Raw genomic sequence first — 18,261 nt, 5'->3', positions numbered from 1 at the left:
GACTCCTTCCGTTTTCGGGCGCCACTACAACCCGATGGACACAAATTACGCAGCGTTGCGCCCAACGATTCGAACTAAAACGACCACCTGTTGAACAGGAACGACCACCTTTCTTGCTCTCTCCTGGCCATTCCCTTTTAGTGGGTTATCCCACCCGTGGAAACCGATCATGTCCCAGACTTTCAGCTTCCTTCTGCTGCCTGGCTTCTCGATGATGGGACTGATGTCGGCGGTGGAACCCTTGCGGGTGGCCAACCGATTTCGCGGCGAGCTTTACCGCTGGCACCTGCTCAGCCTGGACGGCGGCCCGGTAGCGGGCAGCAATGGCATGTCGCTAAATGTCGACGGCGGGCTGGAGACTCCACCGGACGGGGATTGCCTGTTCGTGGTCGCCGGCTTCGACCCGCTCGCCAGCTTCGGCCCACGTCTGGCCCACTGGCTAAACCGAGCCGAGCACGAGGGGTTGCTGCTGGGGGGGATCGATACCGGCAGCTTCGTGCTGGCCGAAGCCGAGCTGTTCAGCCGGCAGCGCCTGACCCTGCACTGGGAAGCCATCGAGGCTTTCCAGGAGCGCTACCCGGCGCTGAGCGTCACCCAGGAACTCTTCGAGATCGATGGACGGCGCATCACCAGTGCCGGCGGTACCGCCAGCCTCGACCTGATGCTCACCCTGATCGCCCGCAGCCACGGCGAAGCCCTGGCGCTGCAGGTATCCGAGCAGTTCGTGCTGGGTCGCATCCGCACCCAGCAGGACCACCAGCGCATGCAGGTCGCCAGCCGCTTCCATGTGCACAACAAGAAGCTGGTGCAGGTGATTGGCGAAATGGAGCGGCACAGCGAGACACCGCTGACTTCGCGGGAGCTGGCTGAACTGGTGAGCGTCACGCCGCGCCAGCTGGAGCGGTTGTTCCGTCTGCACCTGAAGGAGACGCCGTCGAACTTCTACCTCGGCCTGCGCCTGGAGAAGGCCAGGCAGCTACTGCGCCAGACCGACATGAGCGTGCTGGAGGTAGCGCTGGCCTGCGGCTTCGAGTCCTCGTCCTACTTCTCCCGCGCCTACCGCGCGCGCTTCAACACCTGCCCGAGCCAGGACCGGCATGAGCATCCGGATCAGGAGCCTGTGGGGGCGAATTCATTCGCCAAGCAGGCCGCAGGTCTGCCCTGAAACCTTGCAGGGGGCAGCCAGGCCACCCTTGGCGAATGAACACGCCCCTGCAAGGAACAAACCGCTGGCTACGCCACCCTCCCCTGCTCCGCCAGCGCCTGCTGGACCAGGGGATGCAGGCTTTCACCGTGGTGTTCCACTTGCCAAGCCATCAGTTCGATACGCATGGCCGGCGTCCAGAAGCTCTGCAGGTGTGTACGCACCCCCTTCACAGCCTGCTCCTTGTCCGGTTCGGAGGCGAAGAACTGGGCGATCTGGTTGGCCATCTTGATCAGGTTGTCGGTGCTCATCGGCGTACCTCGACTTTTTCGGTCCTGCGGCGTTCCTTCAGCAGGCGCCGCTGTTCGTCACTGAACTGCTGATACCGTTTCTGCCATTCGGAGGGCTGGTAGACCCTTGAGACCTCCACCGCCGTCACCTTGTATTCCGGGCAATTGGTGGCCCAGTCGGAGTTATCGGTGGTGATCACGTTGGCCCCCGATTCGGGGAAGTGGAAGGTGGTGTACACCACGCCCGGCGCCACCCGCTCGGACACCTTGGCACGCAGTACCGTCTGCCCGGCGCGACTGCCCACGCCCACCCAGTCGCCTTCGTTGATACCCCGGCTTTCGGCATCGCTCGGGTGGATTTCCAGGCGATCCTCCTCATGCCAGGCAACGTTGTCGGTACGTCGGGTCTGGGCGCCGACGTTGTACTGGCTGAGAATGCGGCCGGTGGTCAGCAGCAGCGGGTAGCGGCTGTTGACCTTTTCTTCGGTGGGCACATAGCCGGTGAGCATGAAGCGCCCTTTGCCGCGTACGAACTCCTCGATGTGCATGGTCGGGGTGCCGTCCGGGGCGGCGTCGTTGCACGGCCACTGCAGGCTGCCATGGCGATCCAGCTCGGCGTAGCTGACGCGCGTAAAGGTCGGCGTCAGGCGCGCGATCTCGTCCATGATCTCGGAGGGATGCTTGTAGTCCATGCGATAGCCCAGCGCATTGGCCAGGGCCACTGTGGCTTCCCAGTCGGCCTTGCCGCCCAGCGGGTCCATTACCTTGCGCACCCGCGAGATGCGCCGCTCGGCATTGGTGAAGGTGCCGTCCTTCTCCAGGAACGAGCTGCCCGGCAGGAACACATGGGCGAACTTGGCGGTTTCGTTGAGGAAGATGTCCTGCACCACCACGCACTCCATCGCCGACAGAGCGGCAGTGACGTGCTGGGTGTTGGGGTCGCTCTGGGCGATGTCCTCGCCCTGGCAGTAGAGGGCTTTGAAGGTACCGCCGAGGGCCGCCTCGAACATGTTGGGAATGCGAAGGCCCGGATCGGGCTGCAGGGTTACGCCCCAGGCCTGTTCGAACTGGTGGCGCACCGCGTCGTTGGAGACGTGACGGTAGCCCGGCAGCTCGTGGGGGAAGGAACCCATGTCGCAGGAACCCTGGACGTTGTTCTGCCCGCGCAGCGGGTTCACGCCGACGCCCTCGCGGCCGATGTTGCCGGTGACCATGGCGAGGTTGGCGATACCCATGACCGCGGTGCTGCCCTGGCTGTGCTCGGTAACGCCGAGGCCATAGTAGATGGCCGCGTTGCCGCCGGTGGCGTAGAGGCGGGCGGCGGCGCGGATGTCGTCAGGCGACACGCCGCAGATCGGCCCCAAGGCTTCAGGCGAGTTTTCCGGCTTGCTGACGAAGTCGCGCCAGCGGGTGAAATCCGTTGCCTCGCAACGGGCGTCGACGAAGCTCTGGTTGACCAGGCCCTCGGTGACTATCACGTGGGCCAGGGCGTTGAGCATGGCCACGTTGGTGCCCGGACGCAGCGCCAGGTGCAGCTCGGCGCGGGCGTGGGGGGAATCCACCAGGTCGATGCGCCGTGGGTCGATGACGATCAGTCGCGCGCCCTCACGCAAGCGCCGCTTGAGCTGGGAACCGAACACCGGGTGGGCATCCGTGGGGTTGGCGCCGATCACCAGCACCACGTCGGCCTGCATCACCGAGTCGAAGCTCTGGGTGCCGGCGGACTCGCCCAGGGTCTGCTTGAGGCCATAGCCAGTGGGCGAGTGGCAGACGCGGGCGCAGGTATCGACGTTGTTGTTGCCGAAGCCGGCGCGCACCAGCTTCTGTACCAGGTAGGTTTCCTCGTTGGTGCAGCGGCTGGAGGTGATGCCGCCGATGGAATCGCGCCCGTACTTGAGCTGGATTCGCCGGAACTCGCTGGCTGCATAGGTAACCGCCTCGTCCCAGCTGACTTCCTGCCAGGGGTCGTCGATGTGCTTGCGGATCATCGGTTTGGTGATGCGGTCCGGATGGGTGGCGTAGCCGAAGGCAAAGCGGCCTTTGACGCAGGAGTGGCCGTGGTTGGCCTGGCCATTCTTGTCCGGGACCATGCGCACCAACTGGTCGCCCTTCATCTCGGCGCGGAAGGAACAGCCCACGCCGCAGTAAGCGCAGGTGGTGATGACGCTGCGCTCCGGCTGGCCCATCTCGACCACGCTCTTTTCCATCAGCGTGGCGGTCGGGCAAGCCTGTACGCAGGCGCCGCAGGAAACACACTCGGAGTCGAGAAAATTGTCGCCGCCCGCGGCAGCGACGCGAGACTCGAAGCCACGGCCGCTGATGGTCAGGGCGAAGGTGCCCTGGGTTTCCTCGCAAGCACGCACGCAGCGGTTACAGACGATGCACTTGCTCGGGTCGTAGTCGAAATAGGGGTTGGAGACGTCCTTCTGCTCATCCAGGTGATTGGCGCCGTCGTAGCCGTAGCGCACCTCGCGCAGGCCCACCTGGCCGGCGACCGTCTGCAGCTCGCAGTTGCCGTTGGCCGAGCAGGTCAGGCAGTCCAGCGGGTGATCGGAGATGTACAGCTCCATCACATTGCGGCGCAGGGTGGCGAGCTTGGGCGTCTGGGTATGGACCACCATGCCTTCGCTCACCGGCGTGGTGCACGAGGCCGGATAGCCGCGCATGCCGTCGATCTCCACCAGGCACATACGGCAGGAGCCGAACGCTTCCAGGCTGTCGGTGGCGCACAGCTTGGGGATGGTGGTGCCAAGCAGCGCCGCGGCACGCATGACCGAGGTGCCGGCCGGCACGCTGATCTCGCGGCCGTCGATGCTCAGGCTGACCTGCACGTCGCTTTCGCGGGCCGGAGTGCCCAGGTCGATGTCGCTGGCAGGATCGAAGATATTGATCATTGGTCGGCCTCCACTGGCTCAAGACCGAAGTCGGCAGGGAAATGCTTGAGAGCGCTGGTCACCGGGTAGGCGGTCATGCCGCCAAGAGCGCAGAGCGAGCCGTAGGTCAGGGTGTCGCAGAGGTCCTTGAGGAGAATCACCTGCTCGTCCCGCGCGGCGGCATTGGGAGCCGCCAGCAGGCGGTCCACCACTTCCACGCCCCGGGTGGAGCCGATACGGCACGGCGTGCACTTGCCACAGGACTCCTCGGCGCAGAACTGCAGGGCGAAGCGGGCCATGTGGGCCATGTCCAGGCTGTCGTCAGCGACCACCACACCACCGTGACCGAGCATCGCGCCCATGGCGGCGAAGGCCTCGTAGTCCAGCGGCGTATCGAATTGCGACGGCGGCACCCAGGCGCCCAGCGGGCCGCCCACCTGCGCGGCCTTCAGCGGGCGGCCACTGGCAGTGCCGGCGCCATAGTCTTCCACCAGCTCGCGCAGGGTCAGGCCGAAGGCGCGCTCCACCAGGCCGCCGTGACGGATGTTGCCGGCCAGCTGGAAGGGCATGGTGCCCAGCGAGCGGCCCATGCCGAAGTCCCGGTAGAACTGCGCGCCACGGGCGAGGATGACCGGCACCGACGCCAGGGTTAGCACGTTGTGCACCAGGGTCGGCTGGCCGAACAGGCCTTGCAGCGCCGGCAGCGGCGGCTTGGCACGGACCACGCCGCGCTTGCCTTCGAGCGAGTCCAGCAGAGCGGTCTCTTCACCGCAGATGTAGGCACCGGCGCCTACGCGCACTTCCAGGTCGAAGGCCAGGCCACTGCCGCCCACGTCTTGGCCAAGGAAGCCTGCGTCACGAGCAATGGCCAGCGCGGCGTTCAAGTTGTCCACAGCCTGCGGGTATTCGGAGCGGACGTAGATGTAGCCCTTGGTTGCGCCGACAGCGAGGCCGGCGATGGCCATGCCTTCGATCAGCAGGAAGGGGTCGCCTTCCATCAGCATGCGGTCGGCGAAGGTGCCGGAGTCGCCCTCGTCAGCGTTGCACACCACGTACTTCTGCTCGGCCACGGCCCCGCGCACGGTGCGCCACTTGATGCCAGCCGGGAAGGCTGCGCCGCCCCGGCCACGCAGGCCGGAATCCAGCACAGCGGCGACGATATCGTCGCCCTTTTGGTTGATCGCGCGGCTCAGGCCCTCGAAGCCGTCGTGGGCGCGATAGTCATCCAGTGACAGCGGCCGGGTGATGCCGGCCCGGGCAAAGAGCAAGCGCTGCTGACTCTTCAGGTAGGGGATTTCCTCCACCGGCCCCAAGGCCAATGGATGGGCGCCCGCATTGCCTTGCAACGCGTCCAGTAACGACGGCACGTCTTCAGGTGCCACCGGACCGAACCCCAACCGACCCTCGGCGCTGTCCAGCTCCACTAGCGGCTCCAGCCAGTACAGGCCTCGGGAGCTCGTGCGCTTGATCTCCAGCGGCAGATTGCGCTGTTCGGCCTCGTGGGCGAACACAGCTGCCACGTCGTCTGACCCGACAGCGCGGGCGACGGAATCACAGGGAATGCACAGCCTCAGCATGAACCGTCCTCCAGGCAACCGTTCACCAGGGAACGCAAGCGCTCGGGCGTGAGCCGTGCATGCACGCGACCATCCAGTTCGAGGGCCGGCGAACAGGCGCAGGCGCCCAGACAGTAGACCGGTCGCAAACTGATCTGGCCATCGGCACTCGTACCGTGGTCGTCCAGCTCAAGTTGCTCGCGCAGCTGCGCAGCCAACTGTTCGGCACCCATGCTCTGGCAGGACTCGGCGCGGCACAGGCGCAGGGTATGGCGCGCCGGCGGCGTGGTGCGGAAGTCGTGGTAGAAGCTGACCACACCGCGCACTTCGGCGAGGCTGAGGTTGAGTGCATGAGCGATTTCGGGAATAGCGACGTCGGGGATGTACCCGACACCACTCTGGATGGCATGCAGGATCGGCAACAGGGCACCGGGGGCGCTCTTCTCGCGCTCCAGCACACTGTGGATCAGAGGCAGGTGAAGCGTCTCATCGGGCATACAGCGTTCCTCTGCTTCGCGGACGACAGGTCAATGCCATTCGTCGTCCGGAGGTATCGGCTGCGGCTCACCTGCCACGTCACGGAGCGTGGCCTTGCGGCGGCCGTCCTTGCGCCCTGTCCGGGCGTCTTTGCGCACTAGTCCAGAGCATTCGGGGAGCTTGCCATTCCCGCCATTCGGGAATTTCACCCCTGCGACCCTGCGCATCCTGAAACCGACCTTGGGGGAAATCGGCGCTCTTACCTTCTTTATAGGTGCTTCGCGCGCGTACTTGGGGCGAGGCGGACCTGTGGTGCTTCCGGGGATCAACTGATGCACTCCTGCAGGAGCGAATTCATTCGCGAAAGGGCTGCGCAGCAGCCCTTGTTGCTCCAAGGGCACGCCTTCGACGTGCAATCGCGAATGAATTCGCTCACACAGGCCGGTGCCAGCGCCTTGGAAACCCCCCCATCCGAACCCCGCTTGCCCATTCGCGACCGGCTTGACGCTTTCGGCAATACCCCGGTCGCTTTTGCGCGATAGCGCCGGATTCCCCAGGGATATGCTCCCCTCAAAGCGCCGGCAGAAGATTCGGCGCATGGATAACAGGGGACAGCCTGATGAGCCCAGCCGAACTGCACGCCGACAGCATCGTCATCGACGGTCTGATCATCGCCAAGTGGAACCGTGAACTCTTCGAAGACATGCGCAAGGGCGGCCTGACCGCAGCCAACTGCACCGTGTCGGTCTGGGAGGGCTTCCAGGCGACGGTGAACAACATCACCGCGAGCAACAAGCTGATCCGCGAGAACGGCGACCTGGTGATTCCGGTGCGAACCACCGCCGACATCCGCAAGGCCAAGGAGCAAGGCAAGACCGGCATTCTCTACGGCTTCCAGAATGCCCATGCGTTCGAGGACCAGATCGGCTACGTCGAGGTGTTCAAGCAGCTGGGCGTGGGCATCGTGCAGATGTGCTACAACACCCAGAACCTGGTCGGCACCGGCTGCTATGAGCGCGACGGCGGTCTCTCCGGCTTCGGTCGCGAGATCGTCGCCGAGATGAACCGTGTCGGTGTCATGTGCGACCTCTCCCACGTGGGTTCCAAGACTTCCGAAGAAGTCATCCTCGAATCCAAGAAGCCTGTCTGCTACTCCCACTGCCTGCCGTCCGGCCTGAAAGAACATCCACGCAACAAGTCCGACGAAGAGCTGAAGTTCATCGCCGATCACGGCGGTTTCGTCGGCGTGACCATGTTCGCTCCCTTCCTCGCCAAGGGCATCGATTCGACCATCGACGATTACGCCGAAGCCATCGAGTACGTGATGAACATCGTTGGCGAAGACGCCATCGGCATCGGTACCGACTTCACCCAGGGCCATGGCAAGGAATTCTTCGAGTGGCTGACCCACGACAAGGGTTACGCCCGCCGCCTGACCAACTTCGGGAAAATCGTCAACCCGCTGGGCATCCGCACCGTGGGCGAGTTCCCCAACCTCACCGAAACCCTGCTCAAGCGCGGCATGCCCGAGCGCGTCGTGCGCAAGGTCATGGGCGAGAACTGGGTCCGCGTGCTGAAGGACGTCTGGGGCGAATAAGCGCTCTTCGCCCCTCTCCCTCTGGGAGTGGGGCCGGGGGTGAGGGATGTCGAATCCCGCTCGCCCCCCCTTAAACCCTCACCCCAACCCTCTCCCAGAGGGAGAGGGGGTTAATTCGGCCCGCAGCCGGGCCCAATCGAATTCCGGAGCTAGAACAACATGGCCAAACACGCCCCCGAACTGCCCATCGAAGTCGACAGCGAAACCGGTGTCTGGACCACCGACGCCCTGCCGATGCTGTACGTGCCCCGTCACTTCTTCGTGAACAACCACATGGGCATCGAGGCCGAACTGGGCCCGGAGCGCTACGCCGAGATCCTCTACAAAGCCGGCTACAAGTCCGCCTGGCACTGGTGTGAGAAGGAAGCCGAATGCCATGGCCTGGAAGGCGTGGCGGTGTTCGAGCACTACATGAAGCGTCTGTCCCAGCGCGGCTGGGGCCTGTTCCAGATCGAATCCATCGACCTCGACAAGGGCACCGCCGAGGTGCGCCTGAAGCACTCTGCTTTCGTCTACGTGTACGGCAAGGTCGGTCGCAAGGTCGACTACATGTTCACCGGCTGGTTCGCCGGCGCCATGGACCAGATCCTCCAGGCCCGTGGCAGCAGCATCCGCACTGTCGCCGAACAGGTGTACAGCGGCTCCGAAGAAGGCCACGACGACGGCCTGTTCATCGTCAAACCTCTGTAAGGCGAGGAAAGGGCAATGGCATTCGAAGCAATGTTCCAGCCGATTCAGATCGGCAAACTCACCATCCGCAACCGTGTGCTGTCCACCGCCCACGCAGAGGTCTACGCCACCGACGGCGGCATGACCACCGACCGCTATGTGAAGTACTACGAAGAGAAGGCCAAGGGCGGCATCGGCCTGGCCATCTGCGGCGGTTCCTCGGTAGTGGCCATCGACAGCCCCCAGGAGTGGTGGAGCTCGGTGAACCTGTCCACCGACCGCATCATCCCGCACTTCCAGAATCTGGCCGACGCCATGCACAAGCACGGCGCCAAGATCATGATCCAGATTACCCACATGGGGCGTCGTTCCCGTTGGGATGGTTTCAACTGGCCGACCCTGATGTCGCCGTCCGGCGTCCGCGAACCGGTGCACCGCGCTACCTGCAAGACCATCGAGGTAGAAGAGATCTGGCGCGTGATCGGCAACTACGCCCAGGCCGCGCGCCGGGCCAAGGAAGGCGGCCTGGACGGCGTCGAGCTGTCCGCCGTGCACCAGCACATGATCGACCAGTTCTGGAGCCCGCGCGTCAACAAGCGTACCGACGAGTGGGGCGGCACCTTCGAAGGCCGCATGAAGTTCGGTCTGGAAGTGCTCAAGGCCGTACGCGCTGAAGTCGGCGACGACTTCTGCGTCGGCATGCGTATCTGCGGTGACGAATTCCACCCGGACGGCCTGTCCCACGACGACATGAAGCAGATCGCCAAGTACTACAGCGACACCGGCATGATCGACTTCATCGGCGTAGTTGGCTCGGGTTGCGACACCCACAACACCCTGGCCAACGTGATCCCGAACATGAGCTTCCCGCCGGAGCCCTTCCTGCACCTGGCGGCCGGCATCAAGGAAGTGGTCAACGTCCCGGTCCTGCATGCGCAGAACATCAAGGACCCGAACCAGGCCACCCGCATCCTGGAAGGCGGCTACGTGGACATGGTGGGCATGACCCGCGCCCACATCGCCGACCCGCACCTGATCGCCAAGATCAAGATGGGCCAGGTTGACCAGATCAAGCAGTGCGTTGGCGCCAACTACTGCATCGACCGCCAGTACCAGGGCCTGGACGTGCTCTGCATCCAGAATGCCGCCACTTCCCGCGAATACATGGGCGTACCGCACATCATCGAGAAGACCACCGGCGTGAAGCGCAAGGTGGTCGTCGTCGGCGGCGGCCCGGCTGGCATGGAAGCGGCGCGTGTGGCGGCCGAGCGTGGCCACGACGTGACGCTGTTCGAGAAGAAGGATCAGCTCGGCGGCCAGATCACCATCGCTTCCAAGGCGCCGCAGCGTGACCAGATCGCCGGTATCACCCGCTGGTACCAACTGGAGATCGCGCGCCTGGGCGTCGACCTGCGCCTGGGCACCGCGGCCGATCCGGACACCATTCTCGACCTCAAGCCGGACATCGTCGTCCTGGCCAACGGTGGCCATCCGTTCCTGGAGCAGAACGAGCACTGGGGCGCGGCGGAAGGCCTGGTGGTCAGCAGCTGGGACGTGCTCAACGGCACCGTGGCGCCGGGCAAGAATGTGCTTGTCTACGACACCATCTGCGAGTTTGGCGGCATGTCGGCAGCGGACTATCTCGCCGAGAAAGGTGCCCAGGTTGAAATCGTCACCGACGACATCAAGCCGGGTATCGCCATGGGCGGCACCACCTTCCCGACCTACTACCGCAGCATGTACCCCAAGGAAGTGATCATGACCGGCGACCTGATGCTGGAGAAGGTCTACCGCGAGGGTGACAAGGTGGTGGCGGTACTGGAGAACGAGTACACCGGCGCCCGCGAAGAGCGCGTGGTGGACCAGATCGTCATCGAGAACGGCGTGCGTCCGGACGAGGGCCTGTACTACGCGCTCAAGGAAGGTTCGCGCAACAAGGGCCAGATCGACGTGGAGGCACTGTTCGCCATCAAGCCGCAGCCCTGCCTGAGCCAGCCCGGCGACGGCTACCTGCTGTTCCGGATCGGCGACTGCGTGGCCCAGCGCAACACCCACGCGGCGATCTACGACGCTTTGCGTCTGTGCAAGGACTTCTGATGAGCGCTCCCCTCTCCCTCTGGGAGAGGGGCCGAGGGTGAGGGGTGGCAAGGGCCGGTACGGACTCCCAGTAACGCCAAGCTTCCCTCACCCCGACCTTCTCCCAGAGGGAGAGGGAGCCATCCGTGCCGCTTCCAGGTCCCGGTAGGAGACCAACAATGCTGAACACCCTTCTTCCCATCCTGCTCTTCGCCGCCCTCGGCCTTGCCGTGCTTGGCGCCGCGAAGCGCTTTTTCATGTGGCGCCGGGGTAGACCCGCGAAGGTCGACTGGATCGGCGGCCTCATGAAGATGCCACGCCGCTACCTGGTGGACCTGCACCATGTGGTCGAGCGCGACAAATACATGTCCAAGACCCACGTGGCGACTGCCGGCGGTTTCGTGCTGTCGGCCCTGTTGGCGATCGTGGTGCATGGCTTTGGCCTGCACAGCCGGATCCTCGGCTTCGCCCTGCTCGCCGCCACCGTACTGATGTTCGTAGGCGCCCTCTTCGTCGCCAAGCGCCGCAGCAATCCGCCGTCCCGCCTGTCGAAGGGGCCATGGATGCGCCTGCCGAAGAGCCTGCTGATGTTCTCGGCGAGCTTCTTCATCGCCACCTTGCCGGTGGCCGGCATCCTGCCGGAAGGCTTCGGCGGCTGGTTCCTCGCCGGTATCCTCGCCATTGGCGTCGCCTGGGGTGTTTCCGAGCTGTTCTTCGGCATGACCTGGGGCGGCCCCATGAAGCACGCCTTCGCCGGTGCGCTGCACCTGGCTTGGCACCGCCGCGCCGAGCGCTTCGGCGGCGGCCGTTCCACCGGCCTCAAGGCGCTGAACCTGAACGACCCCCAGGCGCCCCTGGGCGTCGAAAAGCCTACCGACTTCACCTGGAACCAGTTGCTCGGCTTCGATGCCTGCGTGCAATGCGGCAAGTGTGAGGCTGTGTGCCCCGCCTTCGCCGCCGGCCAGCCGCTGAACCCGAAGAAGCTGATCCAGGACATGGTCATCGGTCTCGCTGGCGGTAATGACGCCAAGTTCGCCGGCAGCCCGTATCCGGGTATCCCGCTGGGCGAACACGCCGGTGGCCCGCACCAGCCGATCGTGGTCCAGGGCGGCAAGGGTCTGGTGGAAGCGGACACCCTCTGGTCCTGCACCACCTGCCGGGCCTGCGTCGAGGAATGCCCGATGATGATCGAGCACGTCGATGCCATCGTCGACATGCGCCGTCACCTCACCCTGGAAAAGGGCGCCACTCCGAACAAGGGCGCCGAGGTGCTGGAAAACCTGATCGCCACCGACAACCCCGGCGGCTTCGCCCCTGGCGGTCGCCTGAACTGGGCCGCTGACCTGAACCTGCCGCTGATGAGCGAGAAGAAGCAGGCCGACGTGCTGTTCTGGGTCGGCGACGGTGCCTTCGACATGCGCAATCAGCGCACCCTGCGAGCCTTCGTCAAAGTGCTGAAGGCCGCCAACGTCGACTTCGCCGTGCTCGGCCTGGAAGAACGCGACAGCGGTGACGTGGCACGGCGCCTGGGTGACGAGGCCACCTTCCAGCAACTGGCCAAGCGCAACATCGCCACCCTCAACCAGTACCGTTTCAAGAAGATCGTTTCCTGCGATCCGCACAGCTTCCATGTGCTGAAGAACGAGTACGGCGCCCTCGGTGGCAGCTACGAAGTCCTGCACCACAGCACCTACATCAACGAACTGGTGCAAGGTGGCAGCCTCAGCCTCGGCCAGCACAAGGGCGGCAGCGTGACTTACCACGACCCGTGCTACCTGGGCCGCTACAACGGCGAGTACGAAGCTCCGCGCGCCGTGCTCAAGGCCATCGGTATCGAAGTGAAGGAAATGGAACGTTCCGGATTCCGTTCCCGTTGCTGCGGCGGTGGTGGCGGCGCGCCGATCACCGACATTCCCGGCAAGCAGCGGATTCCGGACATGCGCATGGTGGACATCAAGGAAACCGGCGCCGAGCTGGTGGCCGTGGGCTGTCCGCAGTGCACCGCGATGCTCGAAGGCGTGGTAGCGCCCCGCCCGGAGATCAAGGACATCGCCGAACTGGTAGCCGACGTGCTGATCGAGGCGCCGGTGGAAGCAAAAAAGCCTTCGGCGGTTAAAGCTGCCGTGGAGGTGGCGTGATGGTAGGCACAGCACTGGCAGCACGTGGAGGAGCGAGCTTGCTCGCGAACCGCCACGGCGCCGACGTGATCCCCTTCGAGAGCAAGCTCGCTCCTACGATGCATTCCGACTCGCTATTGGAGACCCGCCCATGAGCGACATCATCCGCCGCGACCCGCGTGCCGAGTGGATCGCCCGCAACCGCCTGCACCCCCTGCATGCCGCCATGCAAAACCAGGGGCAGACGAGCTGGATGGGCCCCAACGGCCTGATCCGCAAGAATCCCCACGCCGCGGCTGCCGGATTCATCGGCCCCAACGGCGTAAAACGCATTGACCGCAGCGGTGCCCAGCAGGGCACTGCCGGCAAACGCAGCGCCGCCAGCGAGGTGATACAGCTGCCGCTGCACGTGATCGAACAACCGGCCTTCCACATCTGCGTCGTACCGGACATGGTCGGTGGCCGTCTGTCCAGCCACGACAAGGACCTCCTCGGCCTGGCCAACAAGCTGGCCGGCAGCGAGGGTGCGGTGGTTGCCGTGCTCTTCGGCGAGGACAAGGAATCGGCCTTCGACACCGCAGGCGTTGACCGCATCCTGCGTATCGAAGGCAGCGAGTTCGATGGTTACTCACCGGAAGCCCGCGTGTTGGCGTTGAGCGCCGTGGAAAGCCAGTTGGCCCCACGTCACTGGCTGCTGCCCGATAGCCGCACCGGTGGCGGCGAACTGGGTCGTCGGCTGGCCGCGAAGCTGGGTGAGCGCCCGGCCACCCGCGTCTGGCAGGTCGCCAATGAACAGGCCACCGGACGCGCAGGTGCGGGTCGCGAAGACCTGGTACGCAGCGTGCCCCGTCTGATCCTCGCTGCGGCCGAGTGCGCAGAACCGGTCAGCGAAACCCGTCATGAAGCCCGTGAGCTGGACCTGACAGCGAACATTGCCCACAGCCTGCCACGCATCGAGGATCTCGGCCCGGTAGCCGTGGACCCGGCGCAGATCCCCATGGCCGAAGCGGAGTTCATTCTCTCCGGCGGCAACGGGGTGAAGGATTGGGCACTGTTCCACGAGGCCGCCGGGGCCCTGGGCGCTACCGAAGGTGCTTCCCGCGTGGCGGTGGACGACGGCTTCATGCCGCGCAACCGCCAGGTCGGCGCCACCGGTACCTGGGTCACCGCACGGGTCTACCTGGCCGTGGGCATCTCCGGCGCCATCCAGCACCTGCAGGGCATCGGCGCCTGCGACAAGGTGGTGGCGGTGAACATGGACCCGGGCTGCGACATGATCAAACGCGCCGATCTCTCGGTGATCGGCGACTCCGGCGCCATCCTCGCCGCGCTGATCCAGCTGGCCACCGAATACCGTCAGGGAGGGGCACGCGATGCCGCATGACGCACTGAAGATCGTCAGCCTGGTCTCGATCGGCGCGCATCCCACCTCGGGCCGTGCGCGCCGCGCCGACCAGGATGCCCGCGCGGTGGAACTCGGCCTGCGCCTGGCGGGCCCACGCCTGCGCGTGTTGCATGCCGGCAACCCCCATGAAGAAGCCTTGCGCGCCTACCTGGGTATGGGTCTGGATGAACTGATCGTCCTCGAGCAGGGACCGCAGGACGACGCCCTGCATTCGCTGGGGGACTTCCTCCGCGAGAGCGGCGCCCAGCTGGTGCTCACCGGCAGCCAGGCGGAAACCGGCGAAGGCTCGGGGCTGCTGCCCTACCTGCTGGCCGAACGCCTGGGCTGGCCGCTGGTAGTAGGTCTTGCCGAGGTGGAGAAAGTCGAAAATGGCGTGGCCCAGGTGCTGCAAGCCCTGCCTCGTGGCCAGCGCCGCCGGCTGAAGGTGCGCCTGCCCTTCCTCGCCAGTGTCGACAACGCCGCACCCACTGCGCGGCAGAGCGCGTTCGGCCCGGCCCGGCGGGGTCGCATCGAAGCGGAAGACGTCGAGCTGGTGGAGGATGTACTGTTCGCCGAGGCCCAGCTGCAACCGGCCCGCCCACGGCCCAAGCGGCTCAAGGTGATCAAGGCCAAGACCGGCGCCGAGCGGATGAAGGCGGCGACCGCCAAGGCATCAGGCGGTGGCGGCCAGGTACTCAAGGATGTCTCGCCGCAGGCGGGCGCCGAAGCTATCTTCAAACTGTTGCTGGAAGAGGGCGTGCTGCGCTGATCGCGCAGCACCTGATGCGGAGGAATAGCGCGATGATGCATGCCGATCTGATCGACCAGGAAGACTTTCGCGAGCGCCTGGTGGCGCTGGGAATCAGCATACCGCCAGGGGTGAGCGCCGAGCAGGCCTGCGAGCAGGCCGTGAGCGGTCTCAGCCCGGAGCGCGCGGTCGCCCTGCGGCGCCTGGTGGAAGAGTTGCTGGGGGGCAGCGCCACGCTGTTGCCGAACGTGCGCGAAGCCATTTCGCGCACCCTGCTGCCGGCACTGGTGCCACGCTGACACGCTGAATCCGGGAAACGAGAAAGGGCGCCAATGGCGCCCTTCTTCATTCCCGTAGGGTGCGCCATGCGCACCGCGGGGATTACGTGGTGCGCACGGCGCACCCTACCCACTCGTCGCGGGAGCGAATTCATTCGCTCCCGCGGGCCGAGACTTCACACCACCCGCACGCTGGCGAAGGTGGACTCGCCCTGGGCGCGGCTCAGTGCGACGCCGGCGGTGGACGGCGCGTTACGCACCAACTCGTCGGGCACCGGCATCAGGGCCACCACGTTGGCGTTCTGGCCGGCACGTTCGTCGCGTGGCGGAATGCCGAAGTACTCGCGGTAGCACTTGGAGAAGTGCGGCGTGGAGACGAAGCCGCAAACCGAGGCCACTTCGATGATCGACATGGCAGTTTGCTTGAGCAGCTGACGCGCGCGGATCAGGCGCAGCTTCAAGTAGTAGCGCGACGGCGAGCAGTGCAGGTACTTCTGGAACAGGCGCTCCAGCTGGCGGCGCGAGACGTCGACGTAGCAGGCCAGTTCGTCGAGGTCGATGGGCTCTTCCAGGTTGGCCTCCATCAGCGCGACGATTTCCTGCAGCTTCGGCTGGTTGGTACCGAGCATGTGCTTGAGCGGCACGCGCTGGTGGTCCTGTTCGTTACGGATGCGCTCGTAGATGAACATCTCGGAGATCGCTGCTGCCAGTTCACGACCGTGCTCGCGGGCGATCAGGTGCAGCATCATGTCCATGGGCGCAGTGCCGCCGGACGAGGTGTAGCGATTGCGGTCGATGGAGAACAGGCGGGTACTGATGCCGGCACGCGGGAAAGCTTCCTGCATCGCCGCCAGGCATTCCCAGTGCACGCTGCATTCGAAGCCATCGAGCAGCCCGGCCTTGGCCAGCGCCCAACTGCCGGTGCACACGGCACCCAGTTGACGGCCCTGCCGAGCCTGGGACTGCAGCCATTGCACATGCTCGCGACAGACGCTGTGCTGGATATCGACGCCGCCGCAGACGATCACGGCATCCAGGGCCGGAGCATTGTCCAGGCCGCTGTCGGGGGTGATTTGCAGGCCGTCACTGGCGCTGACCGGGCGGGCGCCCTGGCTGAGGGTGTACCAACGGTAGAGTTCGCGACCGGAAAGGTGGTTGGCCATACGCAGCGGTTCCACCGCGGACGCCAGGGAAATCAGGGTGAAGTTGTCCAGCAGGAGAAAACCGATGGACTGGGGAACACGGTTCTGGGGTTGAGCCCCTTGGTTGAACTGTGACATTAGCGAAACCCTCAGACTAGGCACGGGCGGAGCCCCGTTTCGGGGCTTTTTGTTATGTCCTGGTACGGCTAAACCAGGTGATACCAAATCTAGGCAAAGGTCGTGCCTATCTTGATTGGTCATTCAATTAAAAATGGCGAGTTTCATCCAAGGCCCGTGCCACTGGGCCTAGGTGAGAGCGACAGAATCATTCTGTTTACGACTGCCCCGGCCCGTGCATTCCGGGGCCTGGGGCCTTAGGTAGCACTGGAGGTGTCAGCAAATGTCACCCCGCGCCGTAGGACACAATCGTCAGTAACAGACGAATGGTTCACACCGTGACCATTCGGTCTTACTCATTGCCACCGCTTTGCGCACCAGGACGGGGCAGCGGCGGGCAGGCTGGTCGATGAAGGCTCAACACTCGATCGCGCTGACAGCCAGACCACCGCGTGAGGTTTCCTTGTACTTGTCGTGCATGTCGGCGCCGGTGTCGCGCATGGTGCGGATCACCCGGTCCAGCGAGATGAAGTGCTCGCCATCGCCGCGCAGCGCCATCTGCGCCGCGTTGATCGCCTTCACCGCGGCAATCGCGTTGCGCTCGATGCACGGCACCTGCACCAGCCCGCCCACCGGGTCGCAGGTCAGCCCGAGGTTGTGCTCCAGGCCGATCTCGGCGGCATTCTCCAGCTGCGCCGGGGTCGCCCCCAGCACTTCCGCCAGCCCCGCCGCCGCCATCGCGCAGGCCGAGCCGACTTCGCCCTGGCAGCCCACTTCGGCACCCGAGATGGACGCGTTCTTCTTGCACAGGATGCCCACCGCCGCCGCGCCGAGGAAGAAGTTCACCACGTCGTCCTCGGTGGCCTCGGGGTTGAAGCGCATGTAGTAGTGCAGCACCGCCGGGATGATCCCCGCCGCGCCGTTGGTGGGCGCGGTGACCATGCGCCCGCCGGCGGCGTTTTCCTCGTTCACCGCCAGGGCGTAGAGGTTCACCCATTCCATGGCGCTCATGGTGCTGCCGATCACGTTCGGCTTGCCCAGTTCCTGCAGGCTGCGGTGCAGCTTGGCGGCACGCCGGCGCACGTTCAGCCCGCCGGGCAGGATGCCTTCGTGGCCAAGACCATTGCTCACGCATTCCTGCATGGCGTCCCAGAGTTTCAGCAGTCCGGCGCGGATCTCCGCTTCGCTGCGCCAGGCCTTCTCGTTGGCCAGCATCAGCTCGGCGATACGCAGGTTGTGGCGCTGGCAGAGTTCCAGCAGCTCTTCGGCGCTGGAGAAGTCGTAAGGCAGCTCGGTGGTGTCCTGGTCGAGCTGGCCGGAGCGGGCCTGGGCCTCGTCGACCACGAAGCCGCCACCGATGGAGTAGTAGGTGTCGCGGTGCAGCTCACCCGCCTCGCCTTCGACGATCAGCGTCATGGCGTTGGGGTGGTACGGCAAGTTTTCCTCGAGCAGCAGCAGGTCGCGCTGCCAGTCGAAGGCCACCGGGTGGCTGCCGCCCAACAGCAGTTCGCAGGACGCCTGCAGCGCCTCGATGCGCGGGGCGATCTGCTTCGGGTCGACCCGATCCGGCCATTCGCCCATCAGCCCGACCAGGGTCGCGCGGTCGGTGCCGTGGCCGACGCCGGTGGCCGACAGCGAGCCGTACAGGCGCACCTCGACCCGCGTCACCTGCTCCAGCAGGCCGCGCTCGCGCAGCGCCGTGGCAAACAGCGCCGCCGCCCGCATCGGGCCCACGGTGTGCGAGCTGGAAGGGCCGATACCGATCTTGAACAGGTCGAACACGCTGATAGCCA

At 65.3% G+C, this 18,261-nt stretch carries 14 protein-coding genes; 8 read left to right on the top strand and 6 right to left on the bottom strand.

Going from position 1 to position 18,261, the window contains the following annotated elements:
* The first annotated feature begins 169 nt into the window (after positions 1-169).
* Complete coding sequence (locus E8E75_RS09280; RefSeq protein WP_120653475.1) at positions 170-1,165, top strand: GlxA family transcriptional regulator; 996 nt, start codon at positions 170-172, stop codon at positions 1,163-1,165.
* Between the two features lie 68 nt (positions 1,166-1,233).
* On the opposite strand, the gene E8E75_RS09275 is transcribed toward E8E75_RS09280, so the two are convergent.
* The 4 genes from E8E75_RS09275 to E8E75_RS09260 are packed head-to-tail and all read right to left on the bottom strand — an operon-like array spanning position 1,234 to position 6,360.
* Positions 1,234-1,455, bottom strand: a complete 222-nt coding sequence (locus E8E75_RS09275; protein ID WP_120653476.1) for a formate dehydrogenase subunit delta — start codon at positions 1,453-1,455, stop codon at positions 1,234-1,236.
* Positions 1,452-4,328, bottom strand: coding sequence for a formate dehydrogenase subunit alpha (gene fdhF, locus E8E75_RS09270; RefSeq protein ID WP_153917545.1), 2,877 nt, complete (start codon positions 4,326-4,328; stop codon positions 1,452-1,454). Before fdhF ends, E8E75_RS09275 begins: the two co-directional genes overlap by 4 nt.
* On the bottom strand, positions 4,325-5,884 hold the full coding sequence (locus tag E8E75_RS09265) for an NADH-quinone oxidoreductase subunit NuoF (protein WP_153917547.1): 1,560 nt from the start codon (positions 5,882-5,884) through the stop codon (positions 4,325-4,327). Before E8E75_RS09265 ends, fdhF begins: the two co-directional genes overlap by 4 nt.
* The gene (locus E8E75_RS09260) at positions 5,878-6,360 is read right to left on the bottom strand and encodes a formate dehydrogenase subunit gamma (protein ID WP_153917549.1); all 483 of its coding nucleotides are present in this window, start codon (positions 6,358-6,360) and stop codon (positions 5,878-5,880) included. Before E8E75_RS09260 ends, E8E75_RS09265 begins: the two co-directional genes overlap by 7 nt.
* A gap of 599 nt (positions 6,361-6,959) precedes the next feature.
* On the opposite strand from E8E75_RS09260, the gene E8E75_RS09255 reads away from it, so the two are divergent.
* The 7 genes from E8E75_RS09255 to E8E75_RS09225 all read left to right on the top strand — a co-directional run bounded on the left by E8E75_RS09255 (position 6,960) and on the right by E8E75_RS09225 (position 15,230).
* Positions 6,960-7,937 (top strand): dipeptidase, encoded by a 978-nt coding sequence (locus E8E75_RS09255; RefSeq protein WP_120653481.1) that lies wholly within the window; start codon positions 6,960-6,962, stop codon positions 7,935-7,937.
* 159 nt (positions 7,938-8,096) lie between these two features.
* On the top strand, positions 8,097-8,627 hold the full coding sequence (locus tag E8E75_RS09250; protein WP_044871140.1) for a 4-vinyl reductase: 531 nt from the start codon (positions 8,097-8,099) through the stop codon (positions 8,625-8,627).
* Between the two features lie 15 nt (positions 8,628-8,642).
* Positions 8,643-10,703 (top strand): dimethylglycine demethylation protein DgcA, encoded by a 2,061-nt coding sequence (gene dgcA / locus E8E75_RS09245; RefSeq protein ID WP_120653482.1) that lies wholly within the window; start codon positions 8,643-8,645, stop codon positions 10,701-10,703.
* A 158-nt stretch (positions 10,704-10,861) separates the two neighbouring features.
* The gene (gene dgcB / locus E8E75_RS09240; RefSeq protein WP_153917551.1) at positions 10,862-12,820 is read left to right on the top strand and encodes a dimethylglycine demethylation protein DgcB; all 1,959 of its coding nucleotides are present in this window, start codon (positions 10,862-10,864) and stop codon (positions 12,818-12,820) included.
* A 130-nt stretch (positions 12,821-12,950) separates the two neighbouring features.
* Positions 12,951-14,183 carry an electron transfer flavoprotein subunit alpha/FixB family protein gene (locus E8E75_RS09235; RefSeq protein ID WP_153917553.1) on the top strand — a complete coding sequence of 411 codons (1,233 nt, stop codon included), beginning with the start codon at positions 12,951-12,953 and terminating at the stop codon, positions 14,181-14,183.
* Complete coding sequence (locus tag E8E75_RS09230; protein WP_120653485.1) at positions 14,173-14,952, top strand: electron transfer flavoprotein subunit beta; 780 nt, start codon at positions 14,173-14,175, stop codon at positions 14,950-14,952. Before E8E75_RS09235 ends, E8E75_RS09230 begins: the two co-directional genes overlap by 11 nt.
* 32 nt (positions 14,953-14,984) lie before the next feature.
* Positions 14,985-15,230 (top strand): hypothetical protein, encoded by a 246-nt coding sequence (locus tag E8E75_RS09225; protein WP_120653486.1) that lies wholly within the window; start codon positions 14,985-14,987, stop codon positions 15,228-15,230.
* 155 nt (positions 15,231-15,385) lie between these two features.
* On the opposite strand, the gene E8E75_RS09220 is transcribed toward E8E75_RS09225, so the two are convergent.
* Both E8E75_RS09220 and E8E75_RS09215 read right to left on the bottom strand, forming a co-directional pair.
* Positions 15,386-16,489, bottom strand: a complete 1,104-nt coding sequence (locus tag E8E75_RS09220) for a GlxA family transcriptional regulator (RefSeq protein WP_120653487.1) — start codon at positions 16,487-16,489, stop codon at positions 15,386-15,388.
* A gap of 396 nt (positions 16,490-16,885) precedes the next feature.
* Positions 16,886-18,261, bottom strand: a 1,376-nt coding sequence (locus E8E75_RS09215; protein ID WP_280358586.1) for an L-serine ammonia-lyase, incomplete at its 5' end; no start/stop codon positions are given.

The sequence above is a fragment of the Pseudomonas sp. BN606 genome (genome assembly GCF_029873115.1).
Lineage (GTDB): Bacteria > Pseudomonadota > Gammaproteobacteria > Pseudomonadales > Pseudomonadaceae > Metapseudomonas.
The sequence above is the reverse complement of the archived record's forward strand: the minus strand, read 5'-3'. Positions and strand labels throughout refer to the sequence as shown.